12 protein-coding genes are annotated in these 20,661 nt (G+C 53.8%); 5 read left to right on the top strand and 7 right to left on the bottom strand.

Annotation, left to right across the window (positions count from 1 at the left end; all coding sequences use genetic code 11):
• Positions 1-48 precede the first annotated feature (48 nt).
• From J0A66_RS17255 to J0A66_RS17265, 3 genes are all read right to left on the bottom strand, one after another.
• Positions 49-2,298: an EAL domain-containing protein gene (locus J0A66_RS17255; RefSeq protein ID WP_206575095.1), complete on the bottom strand. Its 2,250-nt coding sequence runs from the start codon at positions 2,296-2,298 to the stop codon at positions 49-51.
• A 122-nt stretch (positions 2,299-2,420) separates the two neighbouring features.
• Entirely contained in the window at positions 2,421-3,167 is a 747-nt protein-coding gene (locus J0A66_RS17260) for a DUF3307 domain-containing protein (protein ID WP_206575096.1), read from the bottom strand.
• Positions 3,160-3,789 carry a hypothetical protein gene (locus J0A66_RS17265; protein WP_206575097.1) on the bottom strand — a complete coding sequence of 210 codons (630 nt, stop codon included), beginning with the start codon at positions 3,787-3,789 and terminating at the stop codon, positions 3,160-3,162. The genes J0A66_RS17260 and J0A66_RS17265 overlap by 8 nt, the downstream gene beginning before the upstream one ends.
• Before the next feature lie 183 nt (positions 3,790-3,972).
• Between J0A66_RS17265 and glnS the strand changes: the two genes are divergently transcribed.
• Positions 3,973-5,637 carry a glutamine--tRNA ligase gene (gene glnS / locus J0A66_RS17270; protein ID WP_206575098.1) on the top strand — a complete coding sequence of 555 codons (1,665 nt, stop codon included), beginning with the start codon at positions 3,973-3,975 and terminating at the stop codon, positions 5,635-5,637.
• A 171-nt stretch (positions 5,638-5,808) separates the two neighbouring features.
• On the opposite strand, the gene J0A66_RS17275 is transcribed toward glnS, so the two are convergent.
• Positions 5,809-6,555, bottom strand: coding sequence for a YciK family oxidoreductase (locus tag J0A66_RS17275; protein WP_206575099.1), 747 nt, complete (start codon positions 6,553-6,555; stop codon positions 5,809-5,811).
• A 291-nt stretch (positions 6,556-6,846) separates the two neighbouring features.
• On the opposite strand from J0A66_RS17275, the gene J0A66_RS17280 reads away from it, so the two are divergent.
• Together J0A66_RS17280 and sohB are read left to right on the top strand one after the other, a co-directional pair.
• On the top strand, positions 6,847-9,390 hold the full coding sequence (locus tag J0A66_RS17280) for a VolA/Pla-1 family phospholipase (RefSeq protein ID WP_206575100.1): 2,544 nt from the start codon (positions 6,847-6,849) through the stop codon (positions 9,388-9,390).
• 109 nt (positions 9,391-9,499) lie between these two features.
• Complete coding sequence (gene sohB / locus J0A66_RS17285) at positions 9,500-10,513, top strand: protease SohB (RefSeq protein WP_206575101.1); 1,014 nt, start codon at positions 9,500-9,502, stop codon at positions 10,511-10,513.
• A gap of 45 nt (positions 10,514-10,558) precedes the next feature.
• On the opposite strand, the gene J0A66_RS17290 is transcribed toward sohB, so the two are convergent.
• Complete coding sequence (locus tag J0A66_RS17290; protein WP_206575102.1) at positions 10,559-11,905, bottom strand: dicarboxylate/amino acid:cation symporter; 1,347 nt, start codon at positions 11,903-11,905, stop codon at positions 10,559-10,561.
• Positions 11,906-12,032: 127 nt separating this feature from the next.
• Between J0A66_RS17290 and J0A66_RS17295 the strand changes: the two genes are divergently transcribed.
• Positions 12,033-14,249, top strand: coding sequence for an Ig-like domain-containing protein (locus J0A66_RS17295; RefSeq protein ID WP_206575103.1), 2,217 nt, complete (start codon positions 12,033-12,035; stop codon positions 14,247-14,249).
• 51 nt (positions 14,250-14,300) lie between these two features.
• Here the strand turns inward: J0A66_RS17295 and astB are convergent, their stop codons facing one another.
• Entirely contained in the window at positions 14,301-15,638 is a 1,338-nt protein-coding gene (astB, locus tag J0A66_RS17300; RefSeq protein ID WP_206575104.1) for an N-succinylarginine dihydrolase, read from the bottom strand.
• Between the two features lie 567 nt (positions 15,639-16,205).
• Between astB and topA the strand changes: the two genes are divergently transcribed.
• Positions 16,206-18,842, top strand: a complete 2,637-nt coding sequence (gene topA, locus J0A66_RS17305) for a type I DNA topoisomerase (protein ID WP_206575105.1) — start codon at positions 16,206-16,208, stop codon at positions 18,840-18,842.
• A gap of 119 nt (positions 18,843-18,961) precedes the next feature.
• Here topA and J0A66_RS17310 read toward each other — a convergent pair whose 3' ends face one another.
• Positions 18,962-20,566, bottom strand: coding sequence for an AMP-binding protein (locus J0A66_RS17310; RefSeq protein ID WP_206575106.1), 1,605 nt, complete (start codon positions 20,564-20,566; stop codon positions 18,962-18,964).
• Between the last annotated feature and the right edge of the window lie 95 nt (positions 20,567-20,661).

Genomic DNA, 20,661 nt, shown 5'->3' on the forward strand with positions numbered 1-20,661 from the left:
GGCCTTTTTTGTTTCAACCCCGGACACATGGGGTCCGGATCTGGTTGCTTACCGAAGCGCTTCCAGATCAAACTCCGGGTCATACGCCTTGCACCAATGGGCCAGGGGCATGGGTTTGCCGAACAGGTAGCCCTGAAACCTTGTACAACCCAGATCTTTGAGAATTTGTAGTTGTTGCCGGGTCTCCACACCCTCTGCAATGGCGTGCAGATTTAAGTTCCCGGCCAACTCCAGTGCCGACTGAACAATCTTTAGGTGGCGTTCTGACACCCCGAGGCTGCCAACAAACTCCCTGTCAATCTTCAGGGTAGTGGCCGAGATATCGATAAGCTGTGACAGTGACGCATGGCCTGTTCCAAAGTCATCGATAATAATGGTGGCGCCTATATTGGCAAGAGAAGTCAGACGCTTACGTGTTTCTTCATGACTGGCCAGTACGGAGGTTTCGGTAATTTCCAGTTCCAGATGACGACGAAGCAAAGGATGTTCTGAGTAGTAGCGCAACAACTTTTCATAGAAGCCGTCATCCAGCAACTCCGGCCCTGCCAGGTTTATTGCCACAGGCACCATTGGCATGGGCTGGGGCCAGTTTTCTAAAAGTCTGATGGCCTTGTGCAGAATTTGGCTGGAAAACGCCACATGCCAGTCATTCTCTGCAATCTGCGGCAAGAACTGATGGGGTAGCAACACAGACGCGCCTTCATGCTGGTTAATCCTGGCCAGTGCTTCAAAACCGATCCTCTGATCATGGTCGTTATACTGAGGCTGTAACCAGATAACGAAATCCTGCTCATCCAGATGCCTTTTAATCCGTTCGCGCAACAAGCTTGATCGTTGGATGGAACGGCTGTAATCAGAGTTATACAGGACAAAGCTTTGCCGGGCGTCGGTCTGGCTCAGGGCGATGCTGCATTCCTCCACCAGAAGATTTGCCCTGACCCTGGCGCGAAGTCTGGTACAGCCTGCACGCCAATCGGCGGCTAGGGTAAGGGGGCCACCTTTCTGTTCGATGATATGTCTGTCAGGCAATTGGTTAAGCAGCCAATGTTGTATGTTTTGCTCTGAAACATAGCTGTCTGGCACCGCCAGCAGAAACTTGGCGCCCGGGAACCGGTACAGATGCACATTGGCAGGAAGGGCATGTTTCAGGCGGCTGGCCAGTTCACTCAATAACTGGTCCCCCGTATTGAGGCCATACTGGATATTGACTTCGCGAAGATTGGCAAGCTTCAGCAGAATAAGCGACTTGCTTTGCTTAAGCCTGGTATAGGCACGTTCATACCAGAAATTATGGTTGCGCAGGCCTGTCAACGGATCGATAAAGTGCTGTCGACGGGACGCCGCCAGCTTTCTGTCCAGGGCCTCCATATCGGAGGTGTTATGGCAATGTATCAACTGCGTCTTATGGTGCGCCAGGCTGGCAGGCTGCAATTCATAGTGCTGGCTGGGATCGGAGCGGAGGGTTCCCCTGAGCCGGATACCGGCCAGTAACGGCTTGTCGAAGTGAAACAACTGGTGAAGAAAGTGGCAGTCCCTGCCGGATTGCCGGATCAAATGTCTGGCTGCTTTATTCGCCTGCAGTATTCTGCCGTGCTCGTCACAGAACAGGGAAACGGTTCCGCCGTTATCGAAAATTTCCTGATAGCGATTGAGTAGATTGTTGAGTTTCTGGCTGTGGTTCCGAATGGTACGGGACTGACTTTCGATAGTGGACAACAGACGCATTACCGCCAACGGCAGGCAGAAGTTGAAGAACAGGAATACCAGTGAACTGAGATAAGTATGAGTTTGCGGCAGGCTGATACTGATATTAAAGATCGAATCCAGCGGTTGGTTTCTGATCAGCAGGGCATAGGGCAGGAGGTTGAACAGCATGGCGGCAATAGCCGCTTTGTTGCCGAAAAACAGGCGAACGAGCAGGGGCAGGGTAAAGAGAAACAGCAAACCATATTTTGCCGCCCCGAAGTCAGGGACAAAAAGCAAAATGGCGGTACCAGCCAACACAATAATACTGATTAAAGCCAGGGCGGCCTGATTGACCCGCTTTCTGCCCAACATTAACGTGCCCCAGAGCATCACGCTGAATCCCAGGGTCAGCACCAGCACGAAGTGCATATTCATCGAATAGGCGATATAAGAAGAATGGAGAACGATGATAAGGGTCAGGAGGGTGCCGCTGAGCAGTACCAGCCTAAGTACGCTTAGCTTCCATGTGCGGTCATCGTTGTCGGAAAAATGGCTCTTTCCGACTAACAAATACTGCTGGATCCGCAGAAACAACTTGTTCAAAACTGGCATTCCATTTGATCGTGATACACTACGACTTTGCGCTGTAAACGATTACATAAAGCCAGTGGGGGCGCAACCTAAAACCTTTCAGATCATCTGCCCAGAGAATCACAGGGAAGGCTTCGACCTTGTTACCGGCTAAGCAACGCTGAACAGAGCAGGCCTATTATCAGTGTCAGGGTCACGCTCAGTAAGGTGCCCAGCATGACGTATTCGGTCATCTTTCTGTCAGCCTGTCGGGTCAGATCGCCGAAGCGGAAGATGGATTTGGCTGCCAGCACAAAGCCCACACTGGCATACTGTTGCAGCAATATCAGGGTCAGGATCAGCACCCGCTCAACTACTCCGATAGCGTGACCGGTACTGGGGGAACTGTCGGCGCTGGCCTGGGCTCCCCAATGTTTCAACAGATTGGCGATCAGCACGGAAACCGGCCGCATCACCAGCAGATAGGCCGTCAGTATTATCCAGTTATTTAGGTGGAACAGGGTTGGCCACAGGTCATTGAGCAGGGGCCAGCTATTTGTGACGTACAGCCACACCCAGACCAGTACCAGCAGGTGCAGGACCTGGTCGATAAGAAAATACCTGGTGGTGCGGGGACAGTAGGATTTTGCCAAATCGGTCAGGTAATGAAGCAGGGCAATCAGTCCCGCCAGCAATAGCGGTTGCCAGATCGACCAGCCCCATCCCAGAAGCCCTTCCCATAGCCACAGGGTGGCAAAGCTGAGCAGGCCATGGACCGAAGTATGGTAAAGCAGCTTAGTGGAGCGGTAGTGATAGGCCAGGCGGTCTTCAATCCAGCTTATGGGCTGCAGAAAAAAGTCGGCCAGCAGGTGGCTGACCAGCACTGCGGCCAGTAATATCCCTTCATGCATTGAAATAGGTTCCTGATAATTGTTGGCTGTGACGAATAAATTCCGACAGGAGCTCATAATGGCCCTGATTGAGCAATTTGGTGACATTGACCCTGGAGGTGTTCATTCGCCTGGCAATCTGTTGATGAGAATTGTCCTTGAGGGACAGGTACTCATGCAGTGCTGCGGCCTGCCGGGCTGTGGTTTTACCCACGAGCAGATCGGCAAAGCGTAGCAGCAGCTCCATATGGAACTGGAACTCGCTGGCGGCAGAACTTATCTTCAGTCGCTGCAGGTGGTCCATCTGTTCAAGGCCCTTGCCGGAGAGGGTAAAGGCTTCCCCCGTGGCGCTCTTGATATCCTGGCGCAAGTTATCTACCTTTCCCAGTCCTACGCTGATTCTGGCATCGGACTGAGCACTTTTCAGCGACAGCCGAATCAGCAGCGCCGCATGCAGGGCCTGGTCAGGCTGATTTAACAGCAACTGGAAGGCATCGCCCCGGTAAATGTTGTAGCTGCCACTAAACCGATCACAGATTTGTATCAGGGTCTGATCGAGGTTATAGAGCAAGGTGTCATAGTGGTTGGCCGGTACCTGACTCGAATCCACCAGATCACCGGTTAATACGGCATAACAAGGCATAGCATTCCTTACGTAACCATATGTGGTTACATTTTGTTATGTAACTAATTTTAGTTACTTTCTGTCAGGTAAGCAAATCAGGTTACTCAGACCCGGGAATCGGGCAGTACTTGGCTGCTGTATTTAGGGCTCAAACTGGTATAATGCGCGTCCTTTAACAGATGTAACAAGGCAGGGGTGGTAATGGCCGAGACAGATATGCGTCCGACCAATTTTATTCGTCAAATCATCGACAAGGATCTGGCCGAAGGTGTGCATAAGACTATTCATACCCGCTTTCCGCCGGAGCCTAACGGCTACCTGCATATAGGTCACGCCAAATCCATCTGTCTGAACTTCGGTCTGGCGCAGGACTATCAGGGACAGTGCAACCTGCGTTTTGACGATACCAACCCGGAAAAAGAAAACATCGATTACGTCAATTCCATCAAGGACGACGTACACTGGCTTGGCTTTCAGTGGGATGGCGAGGTGTGCTATTCCTCCGACTATTTTGACCAGTTGCACGGTTATGCGGTGGAACTGATTGAAAAAGGCTTGGCCTATGTGGATTTCTCCAGCCAGGAGCAGATGCGGGAAATGCGCGGGACCCTTAAGGAGCCGGGTACCAACAGCCCCTACCGGGATACCGCTGTGGTGGAGAATCTGGAGCATTTCGCCAAAATGACGGCGGGAGAGTACAAGGAAGGACAGTGCGTACTGCGGGCCAAGATAGACATGACCTCGCCCTTTATGTGCATGCGCGATCCGGTTATTTACCGGGTTAAATTCGCCCATCACCATCAGACCGGTGACAAGTGGTGTGTTTACCCCATGTATGACTTTACCCACTGCATTTCGGATGCCATCGAAGGGATTACCCATTCCCTGTGCACACTGGAGTTCCAGGATAACCGCCGTCTGTACGACTGGGTACTGGACAACATCAGTATTCCCTGTCATCCAAGGCAGTATGAGTTTTCCCGTCTGAATCTGGAATATACGGTGCTGTCCAAGCGCAAGCTGATCCAACTGGTGGAAGAACAGCATGTGGATGGCTGGGACGACCCCCGTATGCCGACCATTGCCGGCCTGCGACGTCGCGGCTACACAGCGGGCTCCATCCGTGAGTTTTGTAAACGCATCGGTGTGACAAAAATGGATAACATGGTGGAAATGGGCATGCTGGAAGCCTGTATCCGTGATGATCTGAACCAGAATGCCGCTCGCGCCATGGCTGTTTTGGATCCGGTTAAGGTGGTGATTGAGAACTATCCGGCCGATCGTCTGGAAATGCTGACCGCCCCGAACCATCCCTCCGATGAAAACATGGGCAGCCGGGAGCTTCCCTTTACCCGTGAGATTTATATCGAACGGGAGGATTTCCGCGAAGAGGCTAACAAGAAATTCAAGCGTCTGGTGCTGGGCAAGGAAGTGCGCCTGCGCAATGCCTATTTCCTTAAGGCCGAGCGGGTAGAGAAGGACGCCGGGGGTGAAATCCAGACCATCTACTGCACCTACGACCCGGAGACCCTGGGCAAGGATCCGGCCGACGGTCGCAAGGCAAAAGGGGTTATCCACTGGGTGTCGGCCAGCCATGGGGTGGCTGCCGAGGTCCGGCTCTATGACCGGCTGTTCAGTGTCCCAAACCCGGCAGCAGAGGACGTCTTTACCGCCAGTATCAACCCCGAATCGCTGAAAATCGTGCAGGGCATACTCGAGCCCAGCCTGGTCAACGCTCAGCCCGGCAAAGCGTTGCAATTTGAACGCCTGGGTTACTTCTGTAAGGACAAGCACGCCGATAACCTGGTATTTAACCGTACGGTGGGACTGCGTGATACCTGGGCCAAGATAGAAGGGCAGGAATAAGCAAGTGACAAGTTACGGGTGACAGGTAACAAGTAACAGGTTACAGGTGACAAGGAACAAGTGACGGGTAACAGGTAAAGATTTGACTTATGATGGAAGCGAGTTAGCCTTTCCCGTCACTCGTCACTCGTCACTCGTCACTCGTCACTCGTCACTCGTCACCCGTGCCGGTCATTTCTTCGGCTGTGCGTCCAGGCTCTGGCCATTCACATCAATGCTCTGATCCGACATCAGATAGAGATATAAAGGCATGATGTCTTCCGGTGTTTTCAGTTGGTTGGCATCTTCGGCCGGATAGGCCTTGGCGCGCATTTTGGTGCGTGTCGCCCCCGGATTAATACAATTGAAGCGCACTTTGCTGTTGGCATATTCATCCGCCAGCACCTGCATCATGCCCTCCGTAGCAAATTTGGAAACGGCATAGGATCCCCAGTAGGCGCGTCCTTTACGACCCACCCCGGATGACGTAAAGATGACGGAGGCATGGGGAGCCTGCAACAGCAAAGGCAGCAGGGCCTGGGTCATATAAAACTGGCTGGTCAGGTTGACCTGCATGATGTCCTGCCATTCCTTTTCCGGAATCTGTGCAAAGGGACGCAAGTACCCCAACTGGCTGGCGTTATGCAATACGCCGTCCAGCCGCTTGAATTGCTCCTGTATGGTCTGTGCCATCTGCTGATAGTGAGACAGGGTGGCGCCACAGAGATCTAATGGCACGATGGCCGGCTCAGCGCCCCCTTCAGAGAGGATCTCATCATACACGGCTTCCAGTTTACTGACCGTGCGACCCAGCAATATCAGCGTCGCGCCCGCCCGGGCAAAGCTCAGGGCCGCAGCCCGTCCAATACCGTCGCCGGCGCCGGTCACCAGGATAACTTTGTCTTTAAGTGAATTTTCTGAAAGAGGGGGTAACTGCATGGAATCTGTTAAATCATTATAAAAACCTGAGCCGATCCTAGCACTTAACGTGCTGCTTGTACGGTAAAATCTGCGTCATTCACCGCTGTCACATCCGATTAACAAATCTTTGCAAATGGCTAGCAAAGTCAATAATATTGCATTAACTTTAACTGGTCATACATGTTGGCGCAGCCCACGGATGGCCGGTTTAAACGCCAGACACAAGATGCGTTTTTTTACCCTCGGGGGGTCGGCTTGGACCGACCGGCTCAAGGAACAATAACAAAAAGCAGGATTTGGGGAGACACAATGAGAAAACTATTAGTCAGCGCTACGGTGGCAGCCGCTCTGGGCTTGTCCGGTTGTGGTGGCGGTGAAACCTTGGCTGAGGCGCAGGCGGAACAGGAGCCGGCCAAGCCTTTTGCCCGCGTGGTTTTTGACCCCTCTACCAGTGACGTCAATATCCCTAACGACTTATTGATGATCCCTGATGGCAACTTCTTTGATTTCACCCTGAACACGGAAGGGGGCGCGCAATTCGATCCGGGTAATCCCGAGCATGCCCTGAGCGCCCTGGACGGCTGGTCAACCCATCACCCCTTTCAGATCCGTATCAATGTCCCTGCAGGCCTGAGCCTGGATCCGGCATCAGCCGGCGCCGGAGCAATACGCATCTATGAAGCGACGCAGGCACTGGAAGGGGACGAACCCCTTTGTCAGGCCATTGCCGAACAGGCTGCCGCGCCGGGTATTCCCTGTGTGCTGGGTGATGAACTGACCTGGGGCGTGGATTTTGTTACCCAGATGGCAAACCCGGCGACCGGCACCATCAGTGTGGTGCCCCTCAAACCCCTGAAGCCCGGGCAAGGCTATATGCTGGTGGTCACGGATGCACTGAAAGATGCAGAAGGACGGGCAGTACGCGGTTCCAGCACCTGGGAGCTGGCCAGTCAGGATCCTGAGACCATGCCCCTTGGCTCACCAGAGCAGAAGCAACTGCAGAACATCCTGAATTTCTTTGTCACCCTGCTGCAAGGTGAGGGATTGGATCGCGAAGACATCTCCTATGCGGCCTATTTCTCTACCCAGTCTGCCGGTACCGTGTTGTCGACGGTCAAACAACTGCAGATTGGATCCTTTGCCCAGGCGGTCGGTGCCGGCATGGATCCGCAGGCCGCTGCAGCCCAGTATCTGCCGGTGATTCAGATCAGCAACTCAGCCGCCCCGGATGTTTATACCGCCCTGGCGCCAAGCGCTTTGGGCGCTGAAACCTGGGCCGGTGTCCAGGCGCTGGGACTCGGCACCTGTTCCGGTCTGGTGGCTGGCCTTTCCAGCGCCAGCCCTCAGGTGGCGGGCACCGCACAGCAAGTCTTCGGTCAACTGGGCCCGTTCTGTGCGGCAGATATGAAACAAGGCAGCATCAACCTGCCTTATTACCTCAGTACCACCAATCCTTTGGGTGACTGGTGGCGGGCGGCCTGTACCAACGGCGCTATGTTACAACTGCTGGGTGCCGAACAGGTGGGTAACCTGATTGCGGGAGGTGCTGTGGGGCCTAATAACGCCCTGTGTCAGGCCGCATCTGGCGGACAACTTTATGATCTCGATCTGTCGGCTGTCGGTATAGACGATCCTCGTCATCTGACCAAGGTCAGCCCCATTCCTGCGGCCAGGACTATGGCAAACCTGACGGTACAGATTACTGTGCCAGACGAAACCTTTGCCAATCAGATCAATGCCCAGTTGGGTCAGCCCGCCATCAGCAAGCCGGCTGCCGGCTGGCCCGTGGTTATTCTGCAACATGGTATTACGTCCAAGAAAGAAGATATGCTGGCTGTGACGGGGGCCTTGTCCCTGGCCGGTTTTGCGACCGTGGCCATTGATCATCCCTTGCATGGCAGTCGTGGGTTCAATATCGACGGCAGTGTGGTCAATGCTTCCAATGGCTTTGGCGGCAGCGCTACCGATTATCTGAATCTGGCCAGTCTGCTGACGGCCCGCGACAATCTGCGCCAGAGTGTTGCGGATATCATGGGACTGAGACTGGGCCTGAATGCTGAGGTGGATACCACCAACGGCAGCAGCACCCTGCTGGATGGCAGCAAGGTCTCCTTTGTGGGCCATTCGCTTGGCGCCATCACCGGCACCGATGCCATCGCCCTGGCCAATACCAGCCTGGGAGGGCAACTGGCCAACTTTGACGGCATGTACAGTGTGACGGCCACAACGCTGGCCAACCCGGGTGGTGGAATCGGCGGTTTCCTGATGGAGTCTGCCGCCTTTGGTCCCCTGATCAAGGGATCCCTGCTGGCCAGTGCGTCACCTGAGTTTCAGGCGGCATTGCAACAGTATATGCAGGCCAATGGCATTGCCGAGGTGACGCCAGGGCTGTTGTTCGCCTTCTATCCGGTATTTGAGTCACAACTGACCCCAGCGCAATTAGCCGAGGTGAATGCGACCTTCTCGTCATTCTCCTTTGCGGCGCAGACCGTCATTGATGCGGCTGATCCCAATAATTACGCGGCCACCATCGCAGCCAACACACCTGTGCATATGATTGAGGTGGTCGGCGATGGCAGCGAGATGAATCTGCCGGATCAGGTGATCCCCAATACCACCAGCCTGCCGTTGGCCGGTACTGAGCCTCTGGCAGCCCTGATGGGGTTGCCGGTTGTGAATAGTACCAGTGAGGGCAGTGGGCTGGTGCGCTTTATTGAAGGCACACACAGCTCCCTGCTGGATCCAGGCCCGAGTGCCGAGGTCACGGCTGAGATGCAACAGCAGATGGCCTACTTCCTGGCGACCATGGGTACGACCATCAGAGTGCTTAATGAGAGCGTGGTAGCACAATAAGCCAGCCAGGGCGCGGAAGTTTGTTCCTAAAGCCAGGTCATTGACCTGGCTTTATTTTTGTGAAAAAACCCCCATCTCTTTGCGGAACAGAACCTTTGGAGTATTAGCGTTGGAATTTCTATACGAATATGGACTCTTCACCGCCAAAGCCCTGACTTTGGTATTTGCCCTGCTGCTGGCAGCGGGGGGCCTGGTGAGCTTGGCCCACAGGCAGAAATCGGGCAAGGGCGAATTGGAAATCAAGTCCCTGTCTGACCGGCTCGACGATATCATCGACCATGCCAATCAACTGCTGCTCAGTAAGGATGAGCGTAAGAAGCTACAGAAACAGCAGAAAAAACAGCAGAAAGCCGACAAGCAGTCGCCCAGCAAACCCAACCTGTTCGTGGTTGATTTCAAAGGCTCCATGGATGCCCATGAGGTGGATTGTCTGCGGGAAGAAGTCACGGCTATCTTATGTATCGCCAAGCCGGAAGATGAAGTGCTGATCCGGCTGGAAAGTGGTGGTGGTGTCGTGCATGGATATGGACTGGCCGCTTCGCAGTTGCAGCGTCTCAGAGATGCCAAGGTCAAATGCACAGTGTCAGTGGACAAGGTTGCGGCCAGCGGCGGTTATATGATGGCCTGTGTAGCCGACAAGGTCATCGCATCCAAGTTTGCCATCATCGGCTCCATCGGGGTCATTGCCCAGTTGCCCAATTTCAACAAACTGCTGAAAAAGCATGATATCGACTGGGAGCAGCATACCGCGGGCCAGTTTAAGCGCACCCTGACATTGTTTGGCGAAAATAACGAGGCCGGGCGACAGAAGTTTCGCGACGAACTGGAACAGGTGCATCAGTTGTTCAAACATTTTGTTCAGGAACATCGTGGCGAGCTGGACATAGACAAAGTGGCTACCGGTGAATACTGGTACGGCAGCCAGGCTCTGGAACTGAAGCTGGTGGATGAGATCCTGACCTCCGATGACTTTCTGCTTAAACAGAATAAGGAAAGAAAAATCTATCAGGTCAAATACAGTATCCGTAAAAACCTGGTGGAGAAGCTGGGCAAGGCCGCCAGTATTGCAATTGAAAGCAGTATCGGTCGGCTATGGCAGAAATCGCAACAGCCGGGGCTGTGAACCAGAATTAAAAAAAGCGCCGATGGCGCTTTTTTCTTACCCGCTCTAACGGTTTTTGTCGAAGTGCTCGAAGTCCACCGTTTCTTCCTTGCTACCGGCCCTGGGATTGTTGTAAGTATCGATATCCAGTTCCCCCTCGCTCTTCGCTACCACACAGGCCACCATGCAATCCCCTGTGACATTGACGGCGGTGCGGGTCATGTCCAGCAAGCGATCCACCCCAATAATCAGGGCAATGCCTTCCACCGGCAGGTTAACCTGTTGCAGCACCATGGCCAGCATGATCAACCCCACCCCGGGCACCCCGGCGGTGCCGACTGAGGCCAATGTGGCGGTCAGAATCACCATCAGATAGTCCGACACTGACAGATCCACACCGTAAACCTGGGCGATAAAGACGGTGGCCACCCCCTGCATGATAGCCGTGCCGTCCATATTGATGGTGGCACCCAGCGGCACGGTAAAGGAGGCGACGGTATTTCTGACACCCAGCTTGTTACGCGCCGTTTCCAGTGTCACCGGCAGTGTTGCACTACTGCTGGAGGTGGAAAAGGCGAACAGGGCGGCATCGCGCATCTTTTTCAGCAAATGCATTGGATTCAGGCCCGTGAGCACTTTTAGCAGTACCGGATAGGAAATAAAGGCATGGACGGCCAATACGAACAGGACCAGCAGGAAATACTTGAGCAGACTGGTGATGGTGTCAAAACCTATGGTGGCAAAGAGTTTGGCCATCAGGGCGAATACTCCGTAAGGCGCCAGGTTCATTAAAATGGTCACCAGACGCATCACCACCTTGTTCAAATCCTCGAACATCTCCCCGAGTTTCGTTCCCGCTTTACCTGACATGGCCATGGCAATACCGAACAACACTGAGAAAACAATAATTTGCAACATATTGCCTTCAGCCATGGCATTGATGGGGTTGGTTGGGAACATGCCAATAATAACTTCAGAAAAGGTGGGGGCCTCACTGGCGCTGAACGTTGCCGAGGTATCCAGATTAATACCTTCACCAGGGGCGACTAACAGGGCAAAAGTCACCGCCAACGTAATGGCTAGTGCAGTGGTAACCAGGTAGAGCAATATGGACTTGCCCCCCAGACGCCCCAGCCTGCTTGGGTCTGACAGGTTGCAGGTACCGCAGACCAGTGAAACAAATACCAACGGAACCACCAGCATTTGCAGGCTGGCAATAAAGATCTTACCCACAATGTTAAATATACCTTCCACCAAAAGGGCATACGTAGAAACATGAAGGCCGAATACACTGAAGGCGAAATCTCCGCTATCATCAAACAGGGCTCGAAGTAGGGTTCCGAGAAGGATCCCGGCCAACATGCCGAGAAAAATTCTGGTGGTTAAACTGTACTTTGCTGCAGGGTTAGCCATGGATGTCCTGGTCGTTATTGTTATTGCGGCTAAGACTAACAATTTTGGCAGATAAGCTGAACTTAAATAATAGCGATTTCGGTCGACAAGCTTATATGCAAGATATTCAGATGTTAGGGAGAAAAGAATGACGTCAACCCTTAAGGCTGCTGCAATCTGTTTGCTCAGTATGTCGCTGATTGCCTGTGGCGGTGGAGGCTCGTTGGGCACCGATGGTGGTAACGGCGGAGGTAGCACTGCCCCTGTGACCATAGACTTTAGGGTGGTGGATGCCAGTGGCACTGCCGTGGATCCAACCAGCAGCCAGTTGACCTCTGCGAATCCCTGGACAATCCAGGCAACCGTTTCCCAGGATGGCAGCGCACTTTCCGGCCAGCTTGTCACTTTCACCATGCCCGTAGGCGGCTATGCCACCTTTAATCCTGCCAGCGGCACGGCCACCACTGACAGCCAGGGGATTGCATCAATGGGCCTGAGGGCGGGTGATGTGGCCGGCGGCTTCAGTGTCGTGGCCAGAACAGGGGAGAGCAATGATTTCACCCTCAACCTGACATCAGCGGGTGACGGGTCTGCCGGAGAGGATCAGCCTGCTTCCCTGCAAGCCTTTGCCGAAAACCTACAGCTGGGCTCTTCCGGTTCGGGCCAGACGGTCATCATCGCGTCCGTGAAAAACGATAACAACAACGCGATGGAAGGGGTGGCCGTACAATTTTCTTCTGACTCGGGTCTGTTGGAAGTCACCGAGCCGGTGACATTGGCCGATGGAACAGCAAGAGCGATTCTTACTACACCCAATGATCCTGAAAACCGCGATATTACCGTCACAGCCGCCAGCGGCAATCTTTCGTCGTCGGTGATCGTTAAAGTGGTGGGCACTGAAATCAGCATCAGCGGCACCCGCTCGGTGACGGTGAACTCCGCATCCACCCTGACGGTGGCGCTGACCAACTCAGAAGGCAATCCTATTGCCAACCGGCAGGTCACACTGACAGCCGGAGACAATTCAAGGTTGTCGGCAACCGGTGGAAGCCGGGGCGAGAATAACGCCTTACTGGTGATGACCAATGTCAATGGCGTTGCGACTGTCACCTACGAATCCGATTCGGCTGGTTCTGATACGATCCAGGCGTCGGCGTTGAATTCATCGGATAGCTTTGACATTACCATTCAGCAGGACGATTTTACCTTCAGCAGCGTGCCTTCTGACGATGTTGCCCTGAACGAAACCGCCTCTTTGACGGTCACCTGGTTGCAAAATGGCTCGCCTCTGGTTGGTGGTCTGGTCTCACTGACGACTTCACGGGGCGTCATTACCTCGGCCAACCCTGTCGCCACTAACGCGTCAGGTCAGGTCAGCTTTACCCTGGAATCCAACAACGCGGGAATTGCTTCTCTCACCGCATCCGGCGATGACGGCAGTGGCAGTGAAGTGACCGTCACCACCGAGGTAGCCTTTGTCGCTACCCAGTCCAGTACCCTGGTGGCAGATGCCAGCCCCGATATCATTGGCGCAGACGGTGACACCAGCACTATTACTGCTGTGGTCAGGGATAACAGTGGTAACCTGGTAAAGGGCGCCGTGGTGAATTTCAATGTCAGTGATGTCAGCACCGGTTCCATTTCACCCAACCAGGCCACGACTAACAGCAAGGGCGTGGCGACCACTATCTTTACTTCAGGCTCGGTCACCAGCCAGGAAGCGGTGGTAATCAGCGCGGTGGTGAGCGGTACGCCGTCTGCCAATGATACGGTTACCCTGACTGTGGGTGGTCAGGCCTTCGACGTATCTTTGGGTACCGGCAGCCTGATCCAAAAGCCGGATGATGTGACCTATCTGAAAGAATTTGCGGTATTTGTCAGTGATACCGTGGGTAGCCCGGTACCTAATGTGGACCTGACTCTGTCGGCCACCCCGGTCAAATTCAACCAGGGCGGGGTTTACCGCAAAGGATTCTGGATTTGGAACGCGGCCCTGGAAGTATGGGAAACCCAGGTGACGGCAGTCTGTCCCAACGAAGATATTAACGGTAACGGCTTTCTGGATGCGGGTGAGGACAATAACGGGGACGGGCAACTGACTCCGGGTATTGTCGGAACCATCAGCTTCTCCGATGGCGACAGCACTGACGAGAACGGCCAGGCCAACCTGGATTACCGTTATCCCCGTGAATACGGTGCCTGGTATGACGCTGAGATCGGGGTTTTCGCCCAGTCAGCCGGCAGCGAGGCCAAGGAAAGCATGAAGTATACCCTGGGCGTGGCAGCGGATGACCTGTCCAATGAAGCCTCTCCGCCTCCCAACAGCCCCTACGGATTAAATGCTGATTGCAGCAGCACTGATTGAATGTAAAAAACCCGGCAGCCGCCGGGTTTTTTAATGGTCCCATTAACCGGCTTAACGCTGGAACGGATAGACAGAGCCCAACTTCAGGATCTGGGTCAGTTCATCCAGAGCGCTGCGGGATTCAATCAGCAACTGCGGATCACGCAGATCATCAAAGCTCAGTTCATCGCGGTAATGGCGGTCTATCCAATGATTCAGCCGTTCAAACTGTGAATCATTGATCAGGGTGTTGGGATTAACTGCATCCACTTCCTGGTCCGTCAGGGCCACCCGCAGACGCAGGCAGGCAGGACCGCCGCCATTGCGCATGCTCTGTTTGACGTCAAAATAATGGACTTTCTTGATGGGGGTGCCCTGGGTCACCAACCTGTCCAGGTAGCGGGAGACGGATTCGCTTTCCTGGCATTCGGTGGGGGCGATAATGGCCATCTCACCATTGGGCAGGGTAATGATCTGGGTGTTGAACAGATAAGTCTTCACCGCTTCCTGCACCGCCACATCGGCCGTATCAACCCGAATGAAGTGAACTGGCTGTTCACCAAATTTGGCCTGGATTTCATCCAGCGCCGCCTGGGTATTGTGAAAGGCCTGCTCATGATAGAAAAGGACATTCTGATTGCCGACTGAGATCACGTCGTTATGGAACACGCCCTGGTCGATCACATCAGGATTCTGCTGGATATACACCACTCCTTCGTCGCTCAGTCCATGCAGACGGGCAATGGCCTGGCAGGCTTCCAGGGTTTGTCTGGCCGGATATTTTTTGGGTGCGGGCTTACTGGGATCGAAGGCCTGGCGGCCATAGACAAACAGTTCCACGCCCGCATGGCCATATTCCGTGCATAAACGGGTATGGTTGGCTGCGCCTTCGTCACCGAAGTGTTCATTGTCGGGCAGGTGAGTATGGTGCTGGAAGTACTTCTCGTTGGCAAAAGTGGCTTTGAGGATGCGTCCTGTGACTTCCGGCTCCAGCGAACGATGAAACTTATTGGTCAGATTGGCCGGGGTGAAATGCACGCGGCCATCGGCCGTGTCTGCGCTGGGAGAAACCGTCGCAGCATTGGCCGTCCACATACTGGATGCCGAGCAACAGGCCAGAAATACTTCGGGGGCCTGTCTGGCTGCTTTTTCCAGGACCTGCGCATCGGTGCCGGTAAAGCCAAGACGGCGTAATGTCTGGATGTCCGGCCTTTCCTGAGGCGCCAACACGCCTTGCAGCATGCCCATGTCGGACAACGCCTTCATCTTCTTCAGGCCTTGTTTGGCGGCCTGCTTCGGGCTGCTGTCTGCCTTGGCATTGTTTAGCGAGGCCACATTGCCGTATGACAATCCTGCATAGTTATGAGTAGGGCCGACCAATCCATCGAAGTTTACTTCAAACTGTTTCATTATTTCCTCGATAAGTCGAAAAGTTGAGGGAGGAGTACTGTGTTCAAACCGGCCCGAAACGGCGTCTGGCAGGGGATGGGCCCGGAACAGAGATTTTCATTATACGTTTTTTTAACAAGCTGCCAAATTTGCATAATGGCAAATAGATGCATAAGATTGCGGCCCAAATGGGGTAATTGAATAAGTGCGCTTAACTGGCGCATAACTATCAGAGAAAATCTTTTTAATTCAGTTGCTTAGATTATTCTGGCGCGCATAAATCTGCAGCAGATTTTTTTTGATTTTTTTTCTTCAAAATTAATTCTGCTTGAAAAATACGCCAATATCGCCAAATTTGGCAGAACAGTGACGTAAACAGACAAACAGACGCCCGCCCGGACCTTTTTATTCGCCGGGCTGACTATTAATCAAGCAATCTGACGTCAATAGACTGTATCTGACGGGAAACAGGACACTAACCCTTGTGTTCCCTAAATATTGTAGATATATCTAAATTCATTCAGTGCCGCACCGGCACTCCGGGCGCTTCAGTAGTGAAGCAGCACTAATTATAAGAGCAAAGGTTATATGGCAAAGTCCCTGGTAATAGTCGAGTCTCCTGCAAAGGCCAAAACCATCAACAAGTATCTGGGTAACGACTTTATCGTAAAGTCCAGTGTCGGACACATCCGCGACCTTCCTACCAGAGCATTGGGTAAAGTGCCGGCGAAGAAGCCCGCCAAGGAACTTAAGACTCTGCCGGAAGCCAAGCGTGAGGCCTACCTGCGCCATTATGAGTACCTGAAACTGGTCGACCGTATGGGAGTCGACCCCCAAAACGACTGGGAAGCCCATTACGAAACCCTGACCGGCAAGGAAAAGGTAGTCAACGAACTGAAGAAACTGGCCAAAAATGCCGAAACCATCTATCTGGCGACGGACTTGGACAGGGAAGGGGAAGCCATCGCCTGGCACCTCAAAGAGCTCATCGGCGATGACAAAAAGACCTTTAAGCGGGTGGTATTTAATGAGATCACCAAGAACGCGATCAAAGAGGCCTTCGAGCACCCCGGCCAGCTCAATATGGACAGGGTCAATGCCCAGCAGGCCAGGCGCTTCCTGGACAGGGTTGTGGGTTTTATGGTGTCGCCCCTGCTCTGGAAAAAAATTGCCCGTGGATTGTCGGCCGGACGGGTCCAATCCGTAGCCGTCAGGCTGGTGGTGGAGCGGGAGCGTGAGATCAAGGCTTTCGTGCCCGAGGAATACTGGGATCTGCATGCGGATCTGAATAAAGCCGAGGGCGCCAAGCTGCGCATGCAGGTGGTCAGGCAAGCGGGTGAAGCTTTCAAACCCGCCAACAAGGCCCAGACCGAAGCGGCAGTTTCTCTGCTGGAAAAGGCCCGCTACGAAGTGGTCAGCCGTGAGTCCAAACCCACCCAGAGCCGTCCTTCCGCGCCTTTTATTACTTCTACCTTACAGCAGGCGGCCAGTACCAAGTTGGGTTTTGGCGTCAAGAAAACCATGATGATGGCCCAGCGCCTGTATGAAGCCGGCCACATAACCTATATGCGTACTGACTCCACCAACCTTAGTAAAGAGGCCGTGGACGCTTGTCGGGATTATATTTCGGAGAAGTTCGGCAGCAAGTACCTGCCTGACAGTGCCATACGTTACGGCAGCAAGGAGGGCGCCCAGGAAGCGCACGAAGCCATTCGACCCTCCAATGTGAATCTGTCTGCTGCGTCCCTGTCTGATATGGAACGGGATGCCCAGCGGTTATACGAGTTGATCTGGCGCCAGTTTGTAGCCTGCCAGATGACACCTGCCCGATACGATGCCACTACGATTCGGGTGCAGGCCGGGGAGTTCGAACTGACCGCCAAGGGCCGTGTCCTGTTGTTTGACGGTTGGACCCGTGTGCAAAGCCAATTGCGTAAAAAAGGCGAGGAAGATCTGACTCTGCCGGATGTAAAAGAAGGAGAAATCCTGTCCCTGAAGCAACTGGATCCCAAACAGCATTTTACCAAGCCGCCTGCCCGCTACAGCGAAGCTTCGCTGGTCAAAGAACTGGAAAAGCGTGGCATAGGAAGACCCTCAACCTACGCCAGTATTATTTCTACCATTCAAGACCGGGGCTATGTGCGCCAGGAAAGCAAGCGTTTCTATGCCGAAAAAATGGGTGAAATTGTCAACGATCGCCTGCTGGAAAATTTCCAGGACCTGATCAGTTATGACTTTACCGCCAATATGGAACAGCATCTGGATGAAATCGCCGAAGGCAAGCTGTTCTGGAAACAGGTTCTCAACGAATTCTACGGGGATTTTTATACCAAGCTGCTACAGGCGGAGAAACCCTCAGATGAGGGCGGTATGCGGGCCAATGAGGCGGTGATGACCGACATTCCCTGTGCCAAGTGTGGTCGTCCTATGACTATCCGCACCGCCAGCACCGGGGTGTTTCTCGGCTGCTCTGGCTACAGCCTGCCAGCCGATGAGAAATGCACGAACACCATGAACCTGACACCAGGGGACGAGGTGGTCAAGGTGGACGACGAAGAGGAAATGGAAACCGAGGCTCTGCGGGCCAAGCGTCGTTGCCAGCAATGTGGCACGGCCATGGACAGTTACCTGATTGACGAGAAGCGTAAGCTGCATGTCTGCGGTAACACCCCGGTATGTAAAGGTTTCTACGTGGAGCAGGGGACCTTCAAGGTCAAAGGCTATGACGGTCCTATCATCGAATGTGATCGCTGCGGTTCTGATATGGAGCTGAAAACAGGCCGTTTCGGCAAGTATTTCGGTTGTACCAATGAGAACTGCAAAAACACCCGCAAGCTGCTGAAAAACGGCGAGGTTGCTCCGCCCAAGGAAGACCCGGTTGATCTGCCCGAGCTGCCCTGTACCAAGTCCGACGCGCATTTTGTGCTGCGTGACGGTGCCTCGGGTATCTTCCTGGCCGCGCATAATTTCCCCAAATCCCGGGAAACCCGCGCGCCACTGGTAGAAGAACTGGCCAGATTCAGGGACAGGCTGCCGGAAAAATTCTTCTATCTGGCCGATGCACCGAAGCAGGATCCAGACGGTAACAAAGCGTTGGTGCGCTTCAGCCGTAAGACCAAGCAGCAGTACGTGATGACGGAAAATGCGGATGGTAAGGCCACCGGCTGGACCGCCTGGTTTAAGAACGGCAAATGGCAGGCCGAAGATAAGCGCAAGAAAAGCTGAAACTTTGATTGAACTGTCAGATGGCTATGATGGGGCTCCGCGGAGCCCCTTTTTTATGCATTAATGAAAAATCTGACTTACCGGTCAAAGTTTGCTGGCAATGCCAACGTCGACTGCAATCAGGTTTGGCTATCCCAGGTGTCTGGAGTCACTCCCTGTTGCCGTAGCGGGTTTTTCTGAATTTTGTTGGTGCCCGTTCTTGGCATTTGACTGGCCTCCAACCGTCTGAAAAAGCGGGGCAGGGCATAGCCGGGCATACGCCCTTTGCAATGCGCCAACAGAGCATTGAAGTCAATCGGCAGCGGGCTGACCAGTACCGCCATCACCTCCTCTTCGCCGTCCGGTATTTCCGAGGGCACGCCGAAGACCGCCGCTTCTTCGATGCCCGGAAAGGTTAATAAAACGCTTTCCACCTCAAAAGAGGAAATATTTTCTCCCCTTCGGCGCAGACAGTCCTTTAGCCTGTCGACAAAATAGAAATAGCCGTCTTCATCCATTCGGCCGGCATCCCCGGTGTGGAACCACAGGTTACGCCAGGCTTCCACTGTCTTTTGTGGCATCTGGAAATACCCACTCATAAAGCCACCCGCTTGTCGGGGCCTGACCTGGATTTCACCAACATTCCCTGCAGCCACTGGCTGGTCGGTGTCGGCGTCGGCAATCCGGACCTCAAAATACCTGTCATAGACTTTGCCGCAACTGCCAGGTCTGGGTGCCTCCAGCGGTGTATACAGCGGGATATTGACCTCTGACATGCCATACAGCTCCACCATCTGTATGCCGAACCGCTGTTCAAAGCGCTGGATCATCCGGGCCGATGCAGGGGCGGCAGCGACCACCCTCAGATTGTGTTGTCTGTCCTGGCCGCTGGGGGGCTGGCGATCGATAAATTCACTCATCACCCCCAGCAGGTTGGTGTGTGTCGCCCCATTATGGCGTATATCGCTCAGCCAGTTGCTGGCACTGAATCTGGCTCTGATGATGGCGGTTGCCCCCCGTATCAGGCAGGCATACAGCTGCATCAAAAGCCCGTTGGCATGGTAAAGGGGCAGACAGATGTAGTAGCTGTCCGTCTCCTTAAGATGGAGGTTTTCAATTGTGCCCAATCCATACAGGTAACAATGAGCATGGGGCATCATCACGGCCTTAGACGGGCCGGTAGTACCGGAGGTGAAGATGAGGCAGGCCAAGTCGGTTGGCTTGGCTACAGATTCGGGAGCGTCAGCCCAGTCCAGACGCAGCCGGCTAAATGGCAGAATATCCAGACCTGTGGCCACCGGTAGATCCCCGCCGTCGATCACGACGAGCTTCTGCAAAAAACTCAGCTGATCTTTTACTGCAAGGATTTTCTCAGCCTGAGCCGGATGACAAACCAGCATTGTCGACTGGCTCAGGTTCATGGCATGGATAAGAAAATCGCCCACCAATTCAGTATTCAGGGCAACCAGCACAGCATCTGCCTGATGGACAGCCAGCCACAGCAGACAGAACTCAGGACTGGTGTCCAGCAGGGTGGCCACCTTGTCCTGAGGCTGAATACCCAGATCGTTCAGTCCACAGGCCAGGGCCCGGGATTGCCGGTAAAGCTCAGCATAGCTAAAGCGCTGTCCGCCGATAAATTGAATGGCGGTTTTCTCGGTCAGAACCTTGGCCTGTCGTGCCAGCACCTGAGAGGTCGTCCAGCTCTCTACCTGTCTGAGATTCTGTAGGTTGTCTTGTATCATCATAGGTTCATTGATGGCTTATCAGACCTGAATTGACGCGCAGTGGATTAACCCTGCTGTCGTCAGTCATTGGCTTAGGGATAGCCCAACGAAAC

Origin of the sequence: Bowmanella dokdonensis, from assembly GCF_017254865.1 — a bacterium.
GTDB classification, from domain to species: domain Bacteria; phylum Pseudomonadota; class Gammaproteobacteria; order Enterobacterales; family Alteromonadaceae; genus Bowmanella; species Bowmanella dokdonensis.